This window comes from Leucobacter salsicius M1-8, from assembly GCF_000350525.1.
In the GTDB taxonomy this organism is placed as follows: domain Bacteria; phylum Actinomycetota; class Actinomycetes; order Actinomycetales; family Microbacteriaceae; genus Leucobacter; species Leucobacter salsicius.
Window position 1 is genome coordinate 36,878 of sequence record NZ_AOCN01000009.1, and the last position, 18,563, is coordinate 55,440.

Here is an 18,563-nt window from a genome sequence, read left to right on the forward strand (position 1 = left end):
CATCCTACGTTGGCTCCCCCGCGTGCCTAGCTCCGGCTCCAGCACCACTTAGTTGACAAACATCAACGATCAACATACAGTTGATCTTTGTCAACAACATTTGGGCTCCCGTCGACCCGCAACAGTCGCTTCACTGCGACTGCACGAGGACCACGAAGACCGCAAGGACCGCGAGGACCGCGAGCTCACCACGCAACAGCCCGCGCACGACTGGGCACATCAACCCGCAAGGATCATCACGCGAATGACGCAGAATTCCAGCGACACCAAACACAGCCAAGGCAAGCAGCCCAAGCAGAAGCGGCAGGGCGCTCCGCGATCCGGAGCCCGCAACATCCCCGCCGACGGCCTCCTCACGGGCCGCGCCAAGAACCTCGCCCTCACGGGCCTGTTCATGTCGATGGCCGTGTCGATGCTATCCATGACGGTCGTCGGTACGTCGATGCCCGTGATCCTCGCCGACCTCGGCGGCGACCAGGCCGCGTTCACCTGGGTCATGACCGCGACGATGCTCGCGTCGGCCGTCTCGACCCCGATCTGGGGCAAGCTCGCCGACCTCACGAGTAAGAAGGTGCTGCTACAGCTCTCCCTCGTGCTCTTCACGCTCGGCTCAGTGCTCGCGGGCACCGCGGCTGATCCGGGCTGGCTCATTGGGTTCCGCGTGATCCAGGGCCTCGGCGCCGGCGGCCTCGGCGCGCTCGGCCAGATCGTGCTCGCCGAAATCATCAGCCCGCGCGAGCGTGGCAAGTACATGGGCATCATGGGCGCGATCATGGCGGTCTCGACCGTCGGCGGCCCGCTGCTCGGCGGCTGGATCACCGACGCCCTCGGCTGGCGCTGGAACTTCTACGTCGCAGTCCCGATCGCCATCATCGCGATCGTGATGCTGCAGAAGACCCTGCACCTGCACGTCGTGAAGCGCAAGATCAAGATCGACTACTGGGGCGCTGTGCTCATCTCGCTGGGCTTCTCGAGCCTGCTGATCTGGGTGACGCTCGGCGGCACGAACTTTGACTGGTGGTCATGGCAGTCCCTCGCGATGGTCGGTGGTGGCGTGCTGGTGCTCGTGGCCGCGGTGATCGTCGAGCTCAAGGTCGAAGAGCCGCTGATTCCGATGACCCTATTCAAGAACCGCACGTTCACGCTCTCGGTCGTTGCGTCGCTCGCGGTCGGCCTCGCCATGTTTGGCACCTCAGTGTTCCTGGGCCAGTACATGCAGCTCGCACGCGGCAAGACCCCGACCGAGTCGGGCCTGCTCACGATCCCCATGATGGCTGGCGTGCTCATCGCATCGACCCTCGCGGGCCAGATCATCACGCGCACCGGTAAGTGGAAGCGCTACATGGTTGCGGGCTCGTTCCTGCTGCTCGCGGGCCTGCTCATGATGGGCCAGCTGCGCTACGACACGAACTTCTGGTACGTGGGCATCTCGATGTTCGTGCTGGGCGTGGGCGTGGGTCTGTGCATGCAGAACCTCGTGCTCGTCGTGCAGAACACGGTCAGCCCCACCCAGCTGGGCGCATCGACCTCGGCCGTTACGTTCTTCCGCACGATCGGCGGCACGGCCGGCATGAGCGCCATGGGTGCAATGCTTGGCAACCTCGTCGTGACGTACATCAAGGACGGCATGAAGGCCCTGGACCCCGAGACGCTTGCGAGCGCCGGAGGCCTCGCTTCGAGCGCGATCCCCAAAATTTCCGAGCTGCCGGTGCCGCTGCAGGTCATCGTGGAGAGCGCTTACGGTCACGGCATCGGCAACGTGTTCCTCGCCGCCTCGCCCGTCGCGATCCTCGCCATCCTCGCGATCGCGTTCCTGCCGAACGTTCCGCTGAGCACCAAGAGCAATGCGCAGAAGCTCGCCGAGATGCGCGCGGCCGCGGAAGCCGCAGGGGGCGGTGTCGCCACCGGCTCGATCGAAGTTGTGGCCAATGCTGATCCGGATCATGCTGCGAACCGTGCCGGTTCGCCCGCAGCCTCAGATGCCCCGGCCGCAGAGGGGCCGAGCGGCCCCGAGACCGGCCAGCTCGCCGCGGTCAGGAGCTAGTAATGCCGGATCAATTCGCGCTCACCCCCGAGCGCTCCGAACAAATTTCCCAGATCATCGCCGAATTTTCGGAGGTATTCGCGTTCGTGCGCACACGCTGGGCGCGCTTCGCGGAGGAGACCCATCCTGATCTGCGGGGCAGCGGAATCCTGGTGTTGCAGATTGTGCTGCGCAAGGGGCCGGTCACGGTGACGGGGCTAAGCCAGCTGCTCGGCATGGACAAGGCGATGGTCAGCCGGCAGGTGTCGAAGCTGCGCGAGCTCGGTTTTGTGGAGTCGGCTCCGGCCGCCGAGGATCGTCGCGTGACGCTCATCACCGCAACCGACAAAGCCCGTTCGGTCATCGATCAGTTGCGGGCGCGCGCCGCTCACGACTACCACCTGCGGTTTGCGGACTGGGACGACGCGGAGCTCGACGATCTGGGTGCGAGCCTGCACCGGTTCAACTCGTCCGCCCCCGAGCAGGCCGCCGGCCCGGCCGTGCGCTGCGCGCGGGACCACGGCGGGGGCGCCGAGACCGCGTCGTAGGCTCCCGGCCCTGCGCGCGCAGCGCGGGGCCGGGAGCCTAGCGCCTAGTGCTCGGCGCGGTACAGGAACGCGGCCATCGCCTCACGGGTGACCGAGCTCTTCGACTCGTACTTCGGCTTGCCCGAGGGCTGCTTGGTGCCGGTCGACACGCCCTCCTCGTGCATCCACGCGATCTGCGTGAAGAACTTGTCGCTTGTCTTGACGTCGGCAAATGGCGACTTCTTGGGGGCCTGGTAGCCCTTCGGGGCGTCCTTGCGGAACAAGAACGCCGCCATCGCCTCACGCGTGATGCTCGCCTTCGGCTCGTACTTCGGCTTGCCCGTGCGCTGCTTGGTGCCGGTCGAGACGCCCTCCTCGTGCATCCACGCGATCTGCGTGAAGAACTTGTCGGTCGTCTTGACGTCGGCGAACGGTGACACCTTCGGGGCCTGGTAGCCCTTCGGCGCCTCGAGGCGGTAGAGGAACGCCGCCATCGCCTCGCGCGTCACCGGGCTCTTCGGCCGGTACTCGAGCACCTGCTTGCCTGCGGCATCGGTCGTTTTCACGCCGGTCGTCAGGCCTGACTCCGCCATCCACATGATCTCGCGGGAGAACTTCGAGGTCTTGGTGATGTCTGCGAACGTGATCGCGGGCTTGGTCGGCTTCTCGGGGTCAGTCGGCACCTCCGGCTCGGTGGGCCCCTCGGTTGCCTCCGTGGGAAGCGCGATGTCGACGTGCTTCAGCTCGGTCGGCTGGGCCTGGCCGTCAAAGCCGTAGACGGTTGCGCGGAGGCGATCCTCGTAGAGTGAGATGCGCATGCCCGCGGGGTCGGCCCCGCCGACGCCCGCCTCGCCCCAGTCGCCGCTCGGGCCGTACTGCGTGGTGACGGCGGCCGTGTTGATGATCGTGGGCGCCTGCTTGGTCGTGGGGTCGAACCGCTGCTCGACGCTCCAGTCGTTGAGCTTCGGGTTCCAGTGCGTGTGCGAGCTCATTACCGTGACGTTCGGGTAGCCGGCCAGCAGTTGCTCCATGCGTTCCTGGTCATTGCCGAACTCGCGCTTGTAAAGGTTCGCGTATGAACCCGAGACCGAGTTCTCGAACACGTGGTGCAGGCTCAGCAGCACGGGGGTGTTGCTGTCGCGGTAGTGGTCGAGGCGGTCGCGCAACCAGTTGAATTGGCCTGGGTTTAGTTCCGACCGGTTTGTCCGTTACCGGATGAGTTCCGGCACCGGTTCAGTGTCAGCGTAGTACGCCGCTTCCACTTCTGCAGGGGTGCGCATATCGAGTTCCCCATGCAAACGTTGTTGTTCCACCACCACACGTACTTCAACGTGGCGAATTCAACCTGCTCGACCGTTCTCCAGGGTCCTTGCTGCCGGATAAGTTCAGCCTTGTAGAGCGCGTTCACTGCTTCAGCCATCGAATTGTCGTAGCTATCGCCGACCGTCCCGGTTGACGGGATCGCGCCGAGCTCAGCGACCCGGTTCGTGTAGACCATCGACATGTAGTTCGAGCCGTGATCGCTGTGATGCACGAGCCCCTCAAGACTGCCGCCGGCCTGCCATGCTGCCATCTCGAGGGCTTGTAACGGCAACACTTCAGCCTTCAGCGTCGCAGCTACGTTCCAGCCCACGATCCGACGCGAGTACACGTCAGTTACGAACGACACATATGCGAACCCAGACCACGTCGCGACGTATGTGATGTCGACGACCCAGAGCCGCTTGGGAGCTGTCGCAGTGAAGTTCCGGTTGACGAGATCACCTGGCAGCCGGTTTGCCGGGTCACTCTTCGTCGTAAAAGCCTGCCGAGAACGTCGCACGCCCCGCAATCCAGCGAGTTTCATGAGCCGCTCGCAGGCGTCACGGCCAATCTCCCAGCCCTCGCGTCGCAGCAGGGCATGCATTTTGCGGCGCCCGTAGACACCGTAATGCTGATGGTGGAGTCGCTTGATCTCGGGAACAAGGATCTCGTCACGGAGCTGACGGGGCGGAGGGGAGTCGTTTCTTCGCTGCCCGATATCCGCGTGACGTGAGGAATCCACGAACTGCCGCACGCAGCGTACGGCAGAGGAACTGGACCCCGAAACGATCACGATGCTCGTCGATGAATCGGATCATTTCGTTCGTGGCTGGTCGAGTTCCTTCGCGAAAAATATGCTCGCGGCTTTGAGGACTTCGTTCGCTTTGCGCAGTTCCGTGTTTTCTTTCTGGAGGCGACGGTTCTCGGCAGCGATATCAGTCGTCACGCCGGGCTTTGAGCCGGTATCGATCTGCGCTTGTCGATGCCAGATTCTGAGCGTGTCAGGTGAGATGCCGAGCAGCCCTCCGACATGCTTGCTCGCAGCGTGCACGCTCGCATGCTCGGGGAGCGCTTCGGCGAGCATGCGGAGTGCGCGTTCTTTGAACTCTGGTTCGTATGGTTTGGGCATGATGTTCCAATCTTCCTTGATGAAAGGTCGGAACTAAACCCAGGCCAAATCAGTTGTACTGCTCGTCCCAGATTTCGACGAACGGACCCGATCCACCGTGGTACTCGTGGCGTTCGCTGCCGACCCAGAGCACGGGCAGCTTGTCGTCGACGACGACCTCGCCCCACAGGCCCTTGTTGGGCGACTGCGACTCGGCAACGCCCAGGTCGGTCATACCGGTCTTGGCGAGGAACCGCTTGATGTAGTTCGCGGAACCGTCTGAGCCGTAAAACTCGTGGTTGCCAATGGTCGAGATGCGCGTGGCGTAGTCGTTGCCGCCGCCGGCCTCGAACGCTGCAAGGTATGAGTCGTACTGGCCCACAGTGCCGTTGCCGGTGAGGTCACCGTTCGAGATCACAACGTCGGCGCGGCCGCCCTCGAGGTTGCGGAAGCCGGGAAGCACCTGGTTCTGCAGCTTCGCGTTCGCGCCCTGCACGTCGCTGAAGACGTCGACGATGGCCTCGGGCTTGGTGCCTTCGGCGAGGGGCGCGAGGGGCTTGACGATCTGCACGTCGTCGAGCATCCACGATCCGGCCCCCGCCGGGGCCTCATAGTCAAACGCGACCGACACCTGCTTGGCGCCCGCGGGCACGGTGAACGGCAGGCGCGGCTGCGCCGATTCCTCTTCCTTCGTCAGGGCGCGCAGCTCGACGGTCTCGCCTTTGTCGAATGCCAGGGTCACGGCGCCCGCGTGGGCTCCCCCACCCCGCACACGGAAGTGGCTGTCGAACCGCAGCTCAAGCTCATCGCCCGCCTTGACCGTGATGGGTGCCGAGGTCAGCGTGCCAGCGAACGCGGCGTCCTTGGTCTCGGCGACCGCGATCACGCCCGAGGCACGGGTGAAGGTGTGGCGGCGGTCGAGCCCGGAACCGTCGATGACCTGCTGGCGGGACATGAACTCCCAGTCGCCCTCGGCGGTCCACTGATCGCTCGTGCCGTCGAAGCCGTCCCACCAGACCTGAGGTTCGGTCGTTGCAGCCTGCTCACCGATGGGGTTCAGCACCGTTACCGTCACCGTCACCGGCGTGATGCCCGTGCCTGAGATCGTGAGTGGCAGGGTGCCCGGCGTCTGCGAGGCGGGGACCGTCACGTCGAACGCGACGGTGCCGTCGGCTGCAGCGGCGGGGATGCCCGCAATGGGGGCGGCCGCACCACTCGCACCCAGCGCGGCTTCGGCCTGCTGGCCAGCGCGCAGCCCCGAGAGCTTCACGGTGGTCGTTGCGCCGGGCGTCACCACGGGCTTCACCAGCGAGGTGACCTTCGGGGTCACGTCGGCGGGGGCCGCCTCAGCCACCTCGACGTTGTCGATCATCCAGAACCAGTTGTTCGTGCTCTCGAGGTACTGCCAGCCGATCTGCACCTTTTGGGTGCCGGCGGGCACGTCGACGCCGTGCGACATCGCCTTGTTGAGCTGTTGCGCGCTGTAGTTCGCGACGACGACCGGGGCGCCGCCATCAAACTTCGCGACGAGCGCGGCGGTCTGCGGGGCTTGGCCCTGCTTGTAGTGGGTGTCGAACTTCACCTGCACTGCACCGGTGTGCTCGACGAGTGCCACCTCGGGCGCCCACAGTGTCGAGCTGAACGTACCCGTGGTGGGCCGGTTCGTGTCGGACTGCACGACCGCGAACTTGCCGTTGCCGCGCGCGAACGATCCGCGATCGCCGCCCGATCCGAACGCACCGGTCACCTCGGCCGTCGTGTGGAACGTCCAGCCGCCCCAGTCCGGCTTCATGCCACCGATGTTCTTGTGCTCGAGCGACCACCCGGCGGGCGCTCCCGCGGCGGTCGCGGAGTCGAACGACTCGCTGAGCAGGGCGGCTGCGGCGTCGGCCGCCACGGCCTCTGCCTTGGCAGCGGCGGGTGCCCGGTCGCCTGAGGTTTCGGGGGCTTCGGGGGTTCCGGATCCGGATCCCGCTTCGCCAGCAGCCTCGGTGCCCGTGGTCCCCTCGGGTGCCGCGGGTGCTTGCTCGGCCTCGGGCGCCGCGGGCCCGGGCATGACTGGGGCCTCGATGACGGGGGCGTTCTGCTGGGCGTACGCCGCGAGCACTGCGAGGCCGCCGGTGAGCGCGAGGAGGGTTCCGCCGGCGAGCGCGACCGTGAGGCAACGCTGGGTACGGCGTGCGAAGGATGGCTGCATGATCTTCTTTCTGTCGGGTAAAACAACTGAGATGTCTCGGAGGTGAAGATTTCGTGCGCAAACACCAAAGTCGATGTGACAACGCTCGGGGGCGCTGTCACATCGACTGTGAGTGAGGTGTTTCGGGGTGTTGCGGGTGCGGGTTATACGGCCGTGCCGCTACGCGAGTTTCTTGCGGATCCAGGCCGAGGCGAGGTCGACCGCCACGATCACCACCAGGATGATGATCAGGTAGGTGAGCATCTCGTCGAACTGGAAGGTCTTGATCGCCTTGTTGATCAGCAGGCCGATGCCGCCGGCGCCCACGAGGCCGAGCACGAGCGACGAGCGCACGTTCACGTCGAAGCGGTAGAGCAGCAGGCCCGTGAGCTGGGGCATGACGCTCGGGATCGTCGCGTTCGCGACAACCTGCCAGCGCGAGGCACCCGCGGTGCGAAGTGCCTGCTCAGGCCCCGGATCAATGTCCTCCATCGCCTCGGACCACAGCTTGCCCATGACGCCGGTGTTGTGGCAGATCAGGGCGAGCACGCCAGCGAACGGGCCGAGGCCCACGGCGGTCACGAAAATTAGGGCGAAGACGATGTCGGGCACCGCGCGGAAGAACGAGAGGATGCCGCGGGCGATCTGATAGACGAATGTGTTGGGCGTGGTGGTGCGCGCCCCGAACACGGCCAGCAGCAGCGCGAACGGCACCGAGACTGTTGTGCCGAGCAGGCCGATCCAGAGGGTGGTCATCGCGCCCGAAAGGCCCTTAGAGAGCACCTCGCTGCTCAGGTCGGGCGGAAACGCCTCTGAGACGAAGTTCGCCATACCCTTCGCGCCGGTCACGAGCTTCTCGGGGCGGAAGTCGGTGGCGCTAAACGCCACGAAGTGCAGCAGCACCAGGACCACGATGATGACGGTCCAGGATCCGGCACGGTACGGGACCCGCGGGTCGCGCGGAACCGGGAGGCTGCGAGTGGGCGCCGCCTTGGGTGTGGCGCTCTCGCGCACGAGGGTGTTGGTCACGATGATCCTTTAGTGAATTCGGGGTTCGAAGGGCTAGACGTAGAGCGACGCGAGTTGCGCGTCGTCGATCTCGGCGGTGGGGGCATCGAACACGAGGTGTCCGTCACGCAGCCCGATCACGCGGTCGGCGTAGGCGCGGGCGAGGTGGGGCTGGTGCAGCACCGCGGCGACGCCCAGGCCCTCCTTGCTGGCGAGGTCGTGCAACAGCTGCATGACATCGTCGGCTGCCTTGGGGTCGAGCGCCGAGACGGGCTCGTCGGCCAGGATCATGCGGGGGCGCTGGCAGAGGGCCCGAGCGATGGCGACCCGCTGCTGCTGGCCGCCTGAGAGGCTGCCGGCACGGTCGTGCGCACGGTCCGCAAGCCCCACGCGCTCGAGGCAGGCCATGGCCTCCTCCTTCAGCTCCTGGCCGAACAGCGCCGGCACCGAGCGCCACGCGGGCAGCCGCGAGAAGCCGCCAGCGCAGACGTTCTGCAGCACCGAGCGGCGCTGCACGAGGTGAATCTTCTGAAACACCGTGGCGGCCGAGCGGCGGGCTTCAGCCCGCCGCTGGGCGCTTGCCTCGTTGAGCTTGACCCCGGCGATCGTGACGTCGCCCGAGTCGGCCTCGATGAGGCCGTTCACCGCGCGCAGCGTGGTCGACTTGCCCGAGCCGTTGGCCCCGAGAAAGGCGACGACTTCGCCGGCGTGCACGCGCATGCTCATGTCCTGCAGCACGACGCGGTCTCCAAAGCTCTTGGAGATGGCGCGCACGTCGAGCAGTACCTCGCCCCGTTCGGGGGCGGGTGATTCGGAGTCCTGGTCAAAGGCCATGATGGCGTTTTGCGCGGTGAGAACGGTCATTGGTTTAGACGTCTTCCTCGGTGAGGCCCATGGTCTTGGCAAGATCAAAGAGCGGCTGGTAGGTGTCGACGGTCACGGGGATGAGGGGCCCGGCGGGGTCCACTCCCAGGAAAGCGCTGACCTGCTCGACGTCGGCTGCGTCCAGGCTGAGCAGCGCGTCTGCGACCGCGTCCTTGAACTCCTGCGGCAGGTTGCCGCGCACCGTGATCGGGTCGTTCGGAATGGCCTCCGACTCCCAGATCTGGCGGAACTGCGAGGCGTCGAACGTTCCCGCTTCGGTCGCCGTGCCCAGCGTCTGCGAGTTGATCTGAGCGGCGTCGACCGTGCCGTTGACGAGCGCGAGCAGCGCCTCGGGGTGACCGCCCGAGTAGTCGGCGGTGACCTCGTCCTCGAGACCGGCATCGATGATTGCCGACATGGGCAGGGCGTCGCCCGAGGTCGATCCGGGGCTGCCCAGTGCGAGGGTCTTGCCCTTCAGATCTTCGAGCGTCTTGACGGGCGAATCCTTGGGGACCCAGATGCCGCCGGTGTAGGTGGTGGGCTGGCCCTCGGCGTCACCGAACGAGGCGAGCGGAATCGCGTCGGCACGCTCGCTCGCGAACACGAAGCCGAGCGGACCGAACTGGGCCAGATCGAGCGAGTCGTTCTCCATTGCGAGTACCTCGGCGGCGTAGTCCTCGGTGATGAGCACCTCGACGGGGCAATCAAGCTTCTCGGAGAGCGCCTCAGCCAGCAGCTGGTAGGCGGGCTCGAGGGCCTCGGGATCCTCGTAGGGCAGGATGCCGAAGTTGATCTTGCCGTTGGGGCAGGTCGCGCTTGCGGCACTTGCGGCGTCCTCAGACGGGCCGGTCGAGCACGCAGCGAGGCCGAGACCGAGGCCGACGACTGCGACCGTTGAAGCGGCGCGGATCAGGTTCTTCTTCACGATTCTCCTTGTGTGATGGTTAGGTGATGCGTAGGTGTGAAGCCGGGCGGTTTAGAAACTTGCGACCGTGCGGGCGCCGAGGCCGAGGCCCGCGGTCATGCCGATGCCGGTGGTGATACTCACGACGTGGACGCCGGGCTCGGGCTCCGCGATCAAGAAGTTCTGCTTCTTGCTGACCGCGTAGACGCCCTGCCAGCGTTCGAGCACCTCGAGGCGTTCGGTGCCGAGCAGCGCGGCTGCCTCGGCGAGCAGGATCTCGCTCCAGCGCTCGTCGAGAAACGGCGGTGCGGCGTCGTGCGTGATGTGGGAGTCACCGACGAGCAGGGTGCCGTCAGCCTGCTGTGTGAACATCACGTTGGCGTCGATCTCGATGAACTCGGGGCGCTCGGCGGTGAGCTCTGCGCGCAGTGCATCGGCTGCGGTCCCAGCGAAGGCGCCGTAGCGCAGCATCGAGGTGCCGGTCACGACCGCGGGTCCCAGGCCCATGTCGCGGGGTGCCCGCACGCGGGTCATCTGCAGCGCGCACTCGCGCACCTCGCCGGCCGCTGCCAGCTCGGGGAACAGGCGCCCCACGAGGTGCCCGGTCGCGACCACGACGTGGTCGCAGTCGATGCGACCGCGGCTCGTCTCGACCGCGCCCGTCGTGGCGCCGTACACGGTGGTGCCGAAGCGCACATCACCGCGCTCGTGCGCCCCTACCCATGCGGCAATCTGCGCGACGGCGGTGCGCGGGTTTGCGGTGAGGTCGTTTGGCATCAGGAGGCCTGCGCGCGGGGTGGCGTGATCCGGCAGCCGCAGCCGCGTTGCGGTCTCGGCGCCCGTGAGCAGTGCGGCTCCCTCGGGAGCGCGCTCGGAGGCGAGCTCGGTGATCACGGCTTCCTCGGCCGCGCTGCGGGCGACCGCAATGGTGCCGGATCGCCGGCCCTCGACCCCGGCCCGCGTGATGAGCGACTCCCAGATGGGCAGTGAGGCGCGGGCGAGATCGCCGATCTCACCGGCCTGGAGTGAGGCGCAGACGTGGCCGAAGTTGCGCACGCTGGCGGTCACGGCCTGGGCGTCCTGCTCGATCACGGTGACTCGGAAGCCGGCGTCGAGGGCGGCGACGGCGTGGCCGAGGCCGACGATGCCTGCGCCGACGATAACGACGTGCTGCGGAGTAGTTGTGGTGGTCATGCTTCGATCATGCGGCCCGAAAAGTAGTCATGACAACTTCTCGCGGCGGTGTTTTTGAGTCGTTCACGGAAGACATAATTGGGCCATTTTTCTTCATTGTGTGTTCACTATTCGGCCACCGCTTGGCCCCCGAAAGCAGTCAATACAACTTGTAATCTGGCCCGTATGACCCTGCATTCACCCCTCCATGCCCAGCTGTATGAGGAGATGCTTCGGCGCATTCGTTCGGGTGAATGGTGCGCTGGCGAGAAGGTGCCGAGCGAGAAGTCACTCATCGCCGAGTTCGGTACTTCTCGCGGCCCGGTGCGCCAGGCGCTCGCGACGTTACGCGCCGAGGGCATGATCGTCGGCGGCCGCGGCGCACCGCCCCGCGTGCACCGCACCGCACCGCACCAGTCGTTTGACACGTTTATGTCGTTCACCGAGTGGGCGCGCGAGCTCGGCATGACGCCCGGCCAGAAGGTGATCGAGCGGGTGAAGCTGCCCGCTACCGAGGAGATCGCGCGCGAGCTGCAGATCGCCCCCGACGATCCCATCGTCGAGATCATTCGCGTACGGCTACTCGGTGACAAACCGGCCATGCTCGAGCGTTCGCTGTTTCCCTACGAGGTGGGGCGCCACCTGCTGCGCGTCGACCTCGACAACGGCAGCATCTACCAAACACTCGCCCGCGCCGAGGTGGTGCCCGTGCGTGCCAAGCACATCATCGACGCGATCCCCGCGCACCCGCTCGAGGCCGAGCAGCTGCACGTCGATCAGGGGGCGCCGCTGTTGCGCGTGCGGCGCATCGCCTACGGCTCGACGGGGGCCGTCATCGAAACCGCCGACGACCGGTACCTGCCCGCGATGACGAGCTTCGTCGTCGAAAACAGCGCCGACCATAGCATGCCGCTCGCCCGCCAGGCGGTCGGTGCCGCGTAGGCGCCCAGTCTTGTCACTCTCCGCTGTACCTCGATACCCACACCCCTACATCTAGGAGCTTCATGCTTTCCCTCGCCGTATTCGACATGGCCGGCACCACCGTAAACGACGGCGGCGCCGTCTACCGCGCGCTCGAGCAGGCCGTCACCGAGACGGGCGCCACGGTCTCGGCCGAAGACCTGCAGACCTGGATGGGCACCGAGAAGCGCGCCGCCATCACCGCACTGATTCGCCTGGGCGGCGGCGACCCCGAGCCCGCCAGCAAGATCGACGCCACCTTTGATCGGTTCCAGGAGATCCTCGCGGAGGTCTACGCCGCCGAGCCCCCGACCGCGATCGACGGGGTGCCCGAGGCGATTACGGCCCTGCGCGAGCGCGGCATGAAGGTCGGCCTGACCACCGGGTTCTCGCGCGACGTCGCCCACGCGCTGCTCGCGCAGCTCGGCTGGGTCGTGGGAGAGACCGCAGCACCCGGCGTGACCCGCATCGACGCCATCACCTGCGGCGACGAGGTGCCCGCGGGCCGCCCTGCGCCCTACATGATCCACCGCGTCATGGAGGCCACGGGCACCCTCAACGTCAACGAGGTGCTCGTCGCTGGCGACACCATCGTCGACGTGCAGGCGGGCGCCGCCTCGGGCGCCGCCGTGACGATCGGGGTGCTTTCGGGCAAGCTCGAGCGCGCGGCCTTCGACGGGCAGCCGTTCACCGCGGTGCTCGGCTCGGTGGCCGAGATTCCCGCGTTCCTGGACGCACGCTAACCCGGCGTCAGTGCGGCCCGCTTCAGGGCCAAGCCCCCGCAGCTTCACGCATCAATCCCGCGAAACCCATCAAAAATCTCGGATTTCTGTATGTTTTTCGCGGGATTGATGTCTGTGGCGTGGTGCTCAATGGGCTCAATGGAGCCCCCGGGTGTCACGCACGGCATTTTGATCCGGATCAAGACGCACGGTGGATTTAGTCCTCCTAAATGTTGATCCGCACAAGGCGGTGCTTTGCGTGATGCTTCGGGAAAGCGCACACTGGTTTGACAGGCCGCCAGTGTGGGCGGCCGTGCGTCGAGAAAGGTTCGCCGTGCACTCCCGAGGCTCCGTTCCCCCTTCCGCTGGCACCATCACGGCCCGGCCGCAGCAGCTCGCCGATGCGGCCGTCGCACTCACCCGGCGCTGGCTGACCGAGGCCGCGAGCTACCCCATCGACCCCGCAGCGGCCCGGCTCGCGGGTGTGCTCCGCGACCCGACGGGCCTCGACTTCACCGTCGGATTCGTCGACGGTGTCGTGCGCCCCGAAGACCTGCGCGTTGCCGCCAAGCACCTCTCCGAGCTGGTGCCCCTCACCCCCGCGTTTCTCCCGGCGCCCATGCGCGCCGCCATGAGGGCTGGCGGCGCTTTCGCGAAGCCACTCCCCCGCGTTGTCGTGCCGATCACCCGCCGCGTACTCCGCGAAATGGTGAGCCATCTCATCGTGGATGCCACCGACGCGAATCTCGGCCCCGCAATCGCGCAGATCAAGCGTGACGGAGTGCATCTAAATATCAATCTCCTGGGCGAAGCGATCCTCGGTGAGCACGAGGCCGAGCGCCGCATTGCCGGCACTCAAAAACTGCTCGACCACCCCGACGTTGATTACGTCTCCATCAAAGTCTCCTCGACCGTCGCCCCGCATAACCACTGGTCGTTCGACGAGGCGATCGACAAGATCGAACGGCACCTCGTAGCGCTGTTCCGTCAGGCCGCGGCGGCTGCTCCGCCCAAATTCATCAACCTCGACATGGAGGAGTACAAGGACCTCGATCTCACCCTCGCGGTCTTCACCCGAATGCTCGACCGCCCCGAGTTCTCGCAGCTCGAGGCCGGAATCGTGCTCCAGGCCTACCTGCCCGACACGCTCGGTGCGGTGATCCGGCTCCAGGAGTGGGCCGCGGTTCGCGTCGCGGGCGGCGGCGCACCCATCAAGGTGCGCCTCGTAAAGGGCGCAAACCTGCCGATGGAACTCGTCGAGGCCGCCATCCATGGCTGGCCCACCGCCACCTGGGGTACCAAGCAAGAGACTGACACGAACTACAAGGCCGTGCTCGACTACGCACTGCACCCCGAGCGCACTCGGAATGTGCGCATTGGAATTGCAGGCCACAACCTGTTCGACATCGCGCTCGCGTGGCTTCTCGCCCAGGCCCGCGGCACCACCGAAGGCATCGAGTTCGAGATGCTGCTCGGCATGGCCACGGGGCAGGCCGAGGCCGTTCGCCGCGAGGTCGGGCACCTCCTGCTCTACACCCCCGTCGTCCACCCCGGCGAGTTCGACGTCGCCATCGCCTACTTGATTCGGCGCCTCGAGGAGGGCGCGAGCCAAGAGAACTTCATGTCTGCCGTGTTCGAGCTGCACGATGACGCTTCGCTGTTCTCGCGCGAGGAGGCCCGCTTCCGCGCCTCGCTCGCGGGCCTCGAGGCGATCACCGGCGACGGCAGCGACGGCGCTCTGCGAGTGCCGCACCCCAATCGCACGCAGGATCGGGCCCGGGTCAAAGCCATGCCGCTGGATCCGGATCCGGACACCAGTTTCGCAAACACCCCAGACACCGACCCCGACCTGCCCGCGAACCGGGCCTGGGGCCGCGAGATCGCGGGCCGCATGCTGGCGTCCACGCTTGGCGAGGCGGCCACGCTGGAAGCACGCATCGAGACTCGTGAGGGTCTGGACGCCACGATCGAACGGGCCACCGCTGCATCGGTGGCCTGGCGCGAATTGGGGGCAGACGGCCGAGCACGGGTACTGCACCGCGCAGGTGACCTACTCGAGGAGAGCCGTGACCAGCTGCTCGAGGTCATGGGATCCGAGTGTGGCAAGACCCTCGATCAGGGTGACCCCGAAGTGAGCGAGGCCATCGATTTCGCGCACTACTACGCCGAGCTCGGGCGTGAACTCGAGCAGGTCAGCGGCGCGACGCACACGCCGCAGCAGCTCATCGCGGTGATTCCGCCATGGAACTTTCCCGTCGCCATTCCCGCGGGCGGCACTTGCGCGGGGCTCGCTTCGGGCGCCGCGGTGATCATCAAGCCCGCCACGCAGGCCGCGCGCTCTGGCGCCGTGATGATCGAGGCGATCTGGCGGGCGTTCGACGAGGCGGGGGTGTCGCGCGACGTGCTGCAGCTCGTGCAGTTTCCAGAGCGCGAACTCGGGTCGCAGCTGGTGGCCGACCCGCGGGTGGGTCGAGTGATTCTGACGAGCGCGTACGAGACTGCCCACGCATTTCGTCAGCTGAGGCAGGACCTGCCACTCCTCGCCGAGACGAGCGGTAAGAACGCGATCATCGTCGCCCCCACGGCAGACCTCGACCTCGCAGCGCGCGACGTCGTGCAATCGGCGTTTGGGCACGCGGGCCAGAAGTGCTCGGCCGCGTCACTCGTGATCTTGGTCGGCTCGGTTGCACAATCGCGCCGGTTCCACGACCAACTGCTCGACGCGGTACGCTCCCTCACCGTCGGCACCCCCGAGCACCTCGACACGCAGATGGGGCCCGTCATTGCGGCCCCCCGGGGCAAACTCAGGCGCGGGCTCACGACCCTCTCACCCGGCGAGACCTGGGTGGTCAAGCCCGAGCCAGTAACCAGCTCGAGCCCGCTCGCCGCCTCAGATACTGAGCGTGCCGCGGGCGCCACTCGACTGTGGAGCCCCGGTGTGCGAGCGGGCGTGCGGAGCGGCTCCGAGTTCCACCTCACCGAGTACTTTGGGCCGGTGCTCGGTGTGATGACGGCCGACAGCCTCGACGAGGCGATCGACATCGTCAACGACATCGAATACGGCCTCACCAGTGGGCTACAGTCCCTCGACCGAAACGAGATCGCACGCTGGCTCGACCGCATCGAAGCTGGCAACCTCTACGTCAACCGCGGCATCACCGGGGCCATCGTGCGCCGCCAACCCTTCGGCGGATGGAAGAAGTCGGCCATCGGCACAGGCACGAAGGCCGGCGGGCCGAGCTACCTCATGGGCCTCGTCGACTGGCACGATGCACCCGAGCCCAGCACGAGCGAGAGCAGGGATGAGACCGGATCCGGGCCAACAAGCCTCGCGTGGCCCATCGAAGCAGACTGGTCGTGGGCAACTGCAACCGAGCGTGCCTGGCTGAACACGGCGCTCGAGAGTGACGCGGCCGCCTGGCGGGCAGAGTTTGGCGTCGCGCGCGATGTTTCAGCGCTTGGCATCGAACGCAATGTGCTGCGCTACCTCCCGGTTCCGGTCACTATTCGAGTCACCGCAGATGCCCTGGTGATTCAGGCGGCCCGTGAAATTGCTGCCGCCCTCACCGCTGGTGCTCCCCTCACCGTCAGTTCCGAGGCGCCGCTACCCCCGGCGCTCGTCTCGGCCATTGGTTCCCGGGCTACCGTCACGACTGAGTCAGAAGCGGTGTGGCTCAGCCGGGTCGCCGAGCTCGCGCGGGCGACCGGGCCCGACGCTGGGGCACGGATCCGGCTAGTTGCTGGTCGTTCTCGTGCCTCTGCTGCCTCCGCAGTTTATGCGGCGACCGCGGGCAAGCCTGACGTCGCGGTCTACGATGGTTTCACGATCACCGCTGGTCGCGTTGCGATACTCCCCTATCTGCGGGAGCAGGCCGTCGCGATCACGGCACACCGGTTCGGCACCCCGAACCGGCTCACTGAGGGTCTCCTGTAGCGAGGTCACCACTATTGGAGAGTCACCGATGTCTGATCAGATTTACCTATATATGGCCCTCGGTATATATTTCGCTGGAATGATCGCGATCGGCTACAGCGCCTTCCGTAAGACCAAAAACCACGAGGACTACATGCTCGGCGGGCGCAACCTACCACCGTGGGTTGCCGCGCTCAGCGCCGGTGCGTCAGACATGTCGGGCTGGCTCATCATGGGTTTGCCCGGAGCCATCTATGCCACCGGCCTTATCGAGGGCTGGATCGCCGTCGGCCTCTTCATTGGCGCGTACTTCAACTGGCGCTTGGTCGCGCCGCGTCTGCGCGCGTACACCGAGGTGGCGCAGAACTCGATCACGCTGCCGAGCTTCTTTGAGAACCGGCTTCACGATCGCACGCGCCTGCTGCGCACCATCGCCAGCGTCGTGATTCTTGTATTTTTTACCCTGTATGCCTCATCGGGCATGGTGGCCGGTGGCAAGTTCTTCGAGAGTGCATTTGGTGGCGAGTATCTCGTCGGTATGGTCATTGTGACCGCGGTCACGCTTTCGTACACGCTGTTCGGAGGGTTCTTGGGTGCGTCTCTCACCGACGTGGCTCAGGGAATCATGATGTTCGTCGCGCTGATTCTCGTGCCCATGATTGGCATCATCAAGATCGGTAGTCTCGACGAAACTGTCTCGCTCGTTGAGACCGTGGGCGCGGCAAATCTGTCCCTGTTTGGCGGCCCCGAGATGACCGCCGGTGCGGTCACGCTCGTGATCCTCTCGGGTCTGGCGTGGGGCCTCGGCTACTTCGGGCAGCCACATATCGTGGTGCGATTCATGGCGCTGCGGTCACCGGGTGAGGCCGCTGCAGCGCGCCGGATCGGCATGAGCTGGATGGGTGTCTCGCTTCTCGGCGCACTCGCTTCGGGGTTCGTCGGCATCGCCTACTTCTCGAAGTTTGGCGGTGCCCCCGAAGACCCCGAAACCATCGTTCTGTTGATGGCACAGGTGCTGCTGCATCCGCTCGTTGCGGGGCTCGTACTCGCTGCCGTGCTCGCAGCCATCATGAGCACGCTGTCGAGCCAGCTCATCGTGTGTTCGTCGGCGTTGGTTGAGGATCTCTATCGGGTGGTCAAGAAGCCGTCACCGAGCCAGAAGAACCTCGTGCGGCTCGGCCGGGCGGGCGTTCTCGCGATCGCGGTCATCGCGGCGCTGCTCGCCATCTCGCCGAACGACAACATTCTTGGCCTGGTGGGGTTCGCCTGGGCCGGATTCGGCGCAGCCTTTGGCCCGATCGTGATCCTGAGCCTGTTCTGGCGTCGCCTCACCAACTGGGGTGCCTTCTCGGGCATGGTCGTCGGCTCCGTCATGGTGTTCGTCTGGAAGGCGCTCGACACGGGGCTCTACGAGCTACTGCCCGCCTTTGCTGCGGCGATGATCGCGGCCGTCGTGGTCAGCCTCCTGACGTCGCGTGGATCCGCTGCGACCGTCGCCGAGATCGAGCGTGAGTTTGCCGAGACCGGCTCAATGGTGGTGAACGGTGCCACGTCGCAGACATCGCGCGCGGCTATCGCTGACCGCAGCGACATGCCCTAGCGGGCTGCGCATGCGCGAATGCCCGAGCCGCAGCCGCACAGTATCCGCGAAGCGCGAAGGCTAGGATCAGCGGGCGGCAGCCGCAGGCGACGAACGTCTACGTTTGGGACCCAAGACCATGGGATGCGCGCCCTGAATGCGTTGTTATGTCGCAGGACATCGGTGACAGTTCTGCATCAGGACATCGGTGACACTTCTCACAGTGTTGGTGGTGACACTTCTCCCCTGAAATGGGGAGCATGAGCAGCAATGTCCCCATCAAGGCCTCCATCAGGCTGGCCAT

The 18,563-nt window shown here is 66.1% G+C and carries 12 protein-coding genes and 1 pseudogene; 6 read left to right on the forward strand and 7 right to left on the reverse strand.

Annotated elements, in window-relative coordinates; all coding sequences use genetic code 11:
• Positions 1 to 244: 244 nt before the first annotated feature.
• Both C795_RS0102935 and C795_RS0102940 read left to right on the forward strand, forming a co-directional pair.
• On the forward strand, positions 245 to 2,044 hold the full coding sequence (locus C795_RS0102935; RefSeq protein ID WP_017792266.1) for an MDR family MFS transporter: 1,800 nt from the start codon (positions 245 to 247) through the stop codon (positions 2,042 to 2,044).
• Between the two features lie 2 nt (positions 2,045 to 2,046).
• Positions 2,047 to 2,571, forward strand: a complete 525-nt coding sequence (locus C795_RS0102940) for a MarR family winged helix-turn-helix transcriptional regulator (RefSeq protein ID WP_017792267.1) — start codon at positions 2,047 to 2,049, stop codon at positions 2,569 to 2,571.
• A gap of 44 nt (positions 2,572 to 2,615) precedes the next feature.
• On the opposite strand, the gene C795_RS16475 is transcribed toward C795_RS0102940, so the two are convergent.
• From C795_RS16475 to C795_RS0102985, 7 genes and pseudogenes are all read right to left on the reverse strand, one after another.
• Positions 2,616 to 3,716 (reverse strand): S-layer homology domain-containing protein, encoded by a 1,101-nt coding sequence (locus tag C795_RS16475; protein WP_017792268.1) that lies wholly within the window; start codon positions 3,714 to 3,716, stop codon positions 2,616 to 2,618.
• Positions 3,717 to 3,758: 42 nt separating this feature from the next.
• Positions 3,759 to 4,981 (reverse strand): annotated as a pseudogene (locus C795_RS17110) (IS3 family transposase).
• Positions 4,982 to 5,030: 49 nt separating this feature from the next.
• A complete protein-coding gene (locus C795_RS0102965) occupies positions 5,031 to 7,157 on the reverse strand; it encodes a metallophosphoesterase family protein (protein WP_017792271.1) in 2,127 nt (708 codons plus the stop codon).
• A 159-nt stretch (positions 7,158 to 7,316) separates the two neighbouring features.
• Positions 7,317 to 8,165, reverse strand: coding sequence for a phosphonate ABC transporter, permease protein PhnE (phnE, locus tag C795_RS0102970; RefSeq protein ID WP_017792272.1), 849 nt, complete (start codon positions 8,163 to 8,165; stop codon positions 7,317 to 7,319).
• 33 nt (positions 8,166 to 8,198) lie between these two features.
• Entirely contained in the window at positions 8,199 to 9,008 is an 810-nt protein-coding gene (locus C795_RS0102975) for a phosphonate ABC transporter ATP-binding protein (RefSeq protein ID WP_017792273.1), read from the reverse strand.
• Positions 9,009 to 9,012: 4 nt separating this feature from the next.
• A complete protein-coding gene (locus C795_RS0102980; protein ID WP_017792274.1) occupies positions 9,013 to 9,933 on the reverse strand; it encodes a phosphate/phosphite/phosphonate ABC transporter substrate-binding protein in 921 nt (306 codons plus the stop codon).
• 51 nt (positions 9,934 to 9,984) lie between these two features.
• Positions 9,985 to 11,106, reverse strand: coding sequence for a TIGR03364 family FAD-dependent oxidoreductase (locus tag C795_RS0102985; protein WP_017792275.1), 1,122 nt, complete (start codon positions 11,104 to 11,106; stop codon positions 9,985 to 9,987).
• Between the two features lie 165 nt (positions 11,107 to 11,271).
• Here C795_RS0102985 and C795_RS0102990 point away from each other — a divergent pair, with 165 nt between their 5' ends.
• The 4 genes from C795_RS0102990 to putP all read left to right on the forward strand — a co-directional run bounded on the left by C795_RS0102990 (position 11,272) and on the right by putP (position 18,280).
• On the forward strand, positions 11,272 to 12,027 hold the full coding sequence (locus tag C795_RS0102990) for a GntR family transcriptional regulator (RefSeq protein WP_026139407.1): 756 nt from the start codon (positions 11,272 to 11,274) through the stop codon (positions 12,025 to 12,027).
• Positions 12,028 to 12,089: 62 nt separating this feature from the next.
• A complete protein-coding gene (locus tag C795_RS0102995) occupies positions 12,090 to 12,788 on the forward strand; it encodes a phosphonatase-like hydrolase (RefSeq protein ID WP_017792277.1) in 699 nt (232 codons plus the stop codon).
• A gap of 241 nt (positions 12,789 to 13,029) precedes the next feature.
• A complete protein-coding gene (locus C795_RS0103000) occupies positions 13,030 to 16,701 on the forward strand; it encodes a bifunctional proline dehydrogenase/L-glutamate gamma-semialdehyde dehydrogenase (protein WP_157486938.1) in 3,672 nt (1,223 codons plus the stop codon).
• Between the two features lie 28 nt (positions 16,702 to 16,729).
• Entirely contained in the window at positions 16,730 to 18,280 is a 1,551-nt protein-coding gene (putP, locus tag C795_RS0103005; protein ID WP_026139409.1) for a sodium/proline symporter PutP, read from the forward strand.
• The last annotated feature ends 283 nt before the right edge of the window (positions 18,281 to 18,563 follow it).

Excerpts from the sequence above, each read along its gene's own strand:
- C795_RS0102935 (WP_017792266.1), top strand. The coding sequence starts at position 245 with ATGACGCAGAATTCCAGCGACACCAAACACAGCCAAGGCAAGCAGCCC.
- C795_RS0102940 (WP_017792267.1), top strand. The coding sequence starts at position 2,047 with ATGCCGGATCAATTCGCGCTCACCCCCGAGCGCTCCGAACAAATTTCC.
- C795_RS0102965 (WP_017792271.1), bottom strand. The coding sequence starts at position 7,157 with ATGCAGCCATCCTTCGCACGCCGTACCCAGCGTTGCCTCACGGTCGCG.
- C795_RS0102975 (WP_017792273.1), bottom strand. The coding sequence starts at position 9,008 with ATGACCGTTCTCACCGCGCAAAACGCCATCATGGCCTTTGACCAGGAC.
- C795_RS0102985 (WP_017792275.1), bottom strand. The coding sequence starts at position 11,106 with ATGACCACCACAACTACTCCGCAGCACGTCGTTATCGTCGGCGCAGGC.
- C795_RS0102990 (WP_026139407.1), top strand. The coding sequence starts at position 11,272 with ATGACCCTGCATTCACCCCTCCATGCCCAGCTGTATGAGGAGATGCTT.
- C795_RS0102995 (WP_017792277.1), top strand. The coding sequence starts at position 12,090 with ATGCTTTCCCTCGCCGTATTCGACATGGCCGGCACCACCGTAAACGAC.
- C795_RS0103000 (WP_157486938.1), top strand. The coding sequence starts at position 13,030 with ATGCTTCGGGAAAGCGCACACTGGTTTGACAGGCCGCCAGTGTGGGCG.
- putP (WP_026139409.1), top strand. The coding sequence starts at position 16,730 with ATGTCTGATCAGATTTACCTATATATGGCCCTCGGTATATATTTCGCT.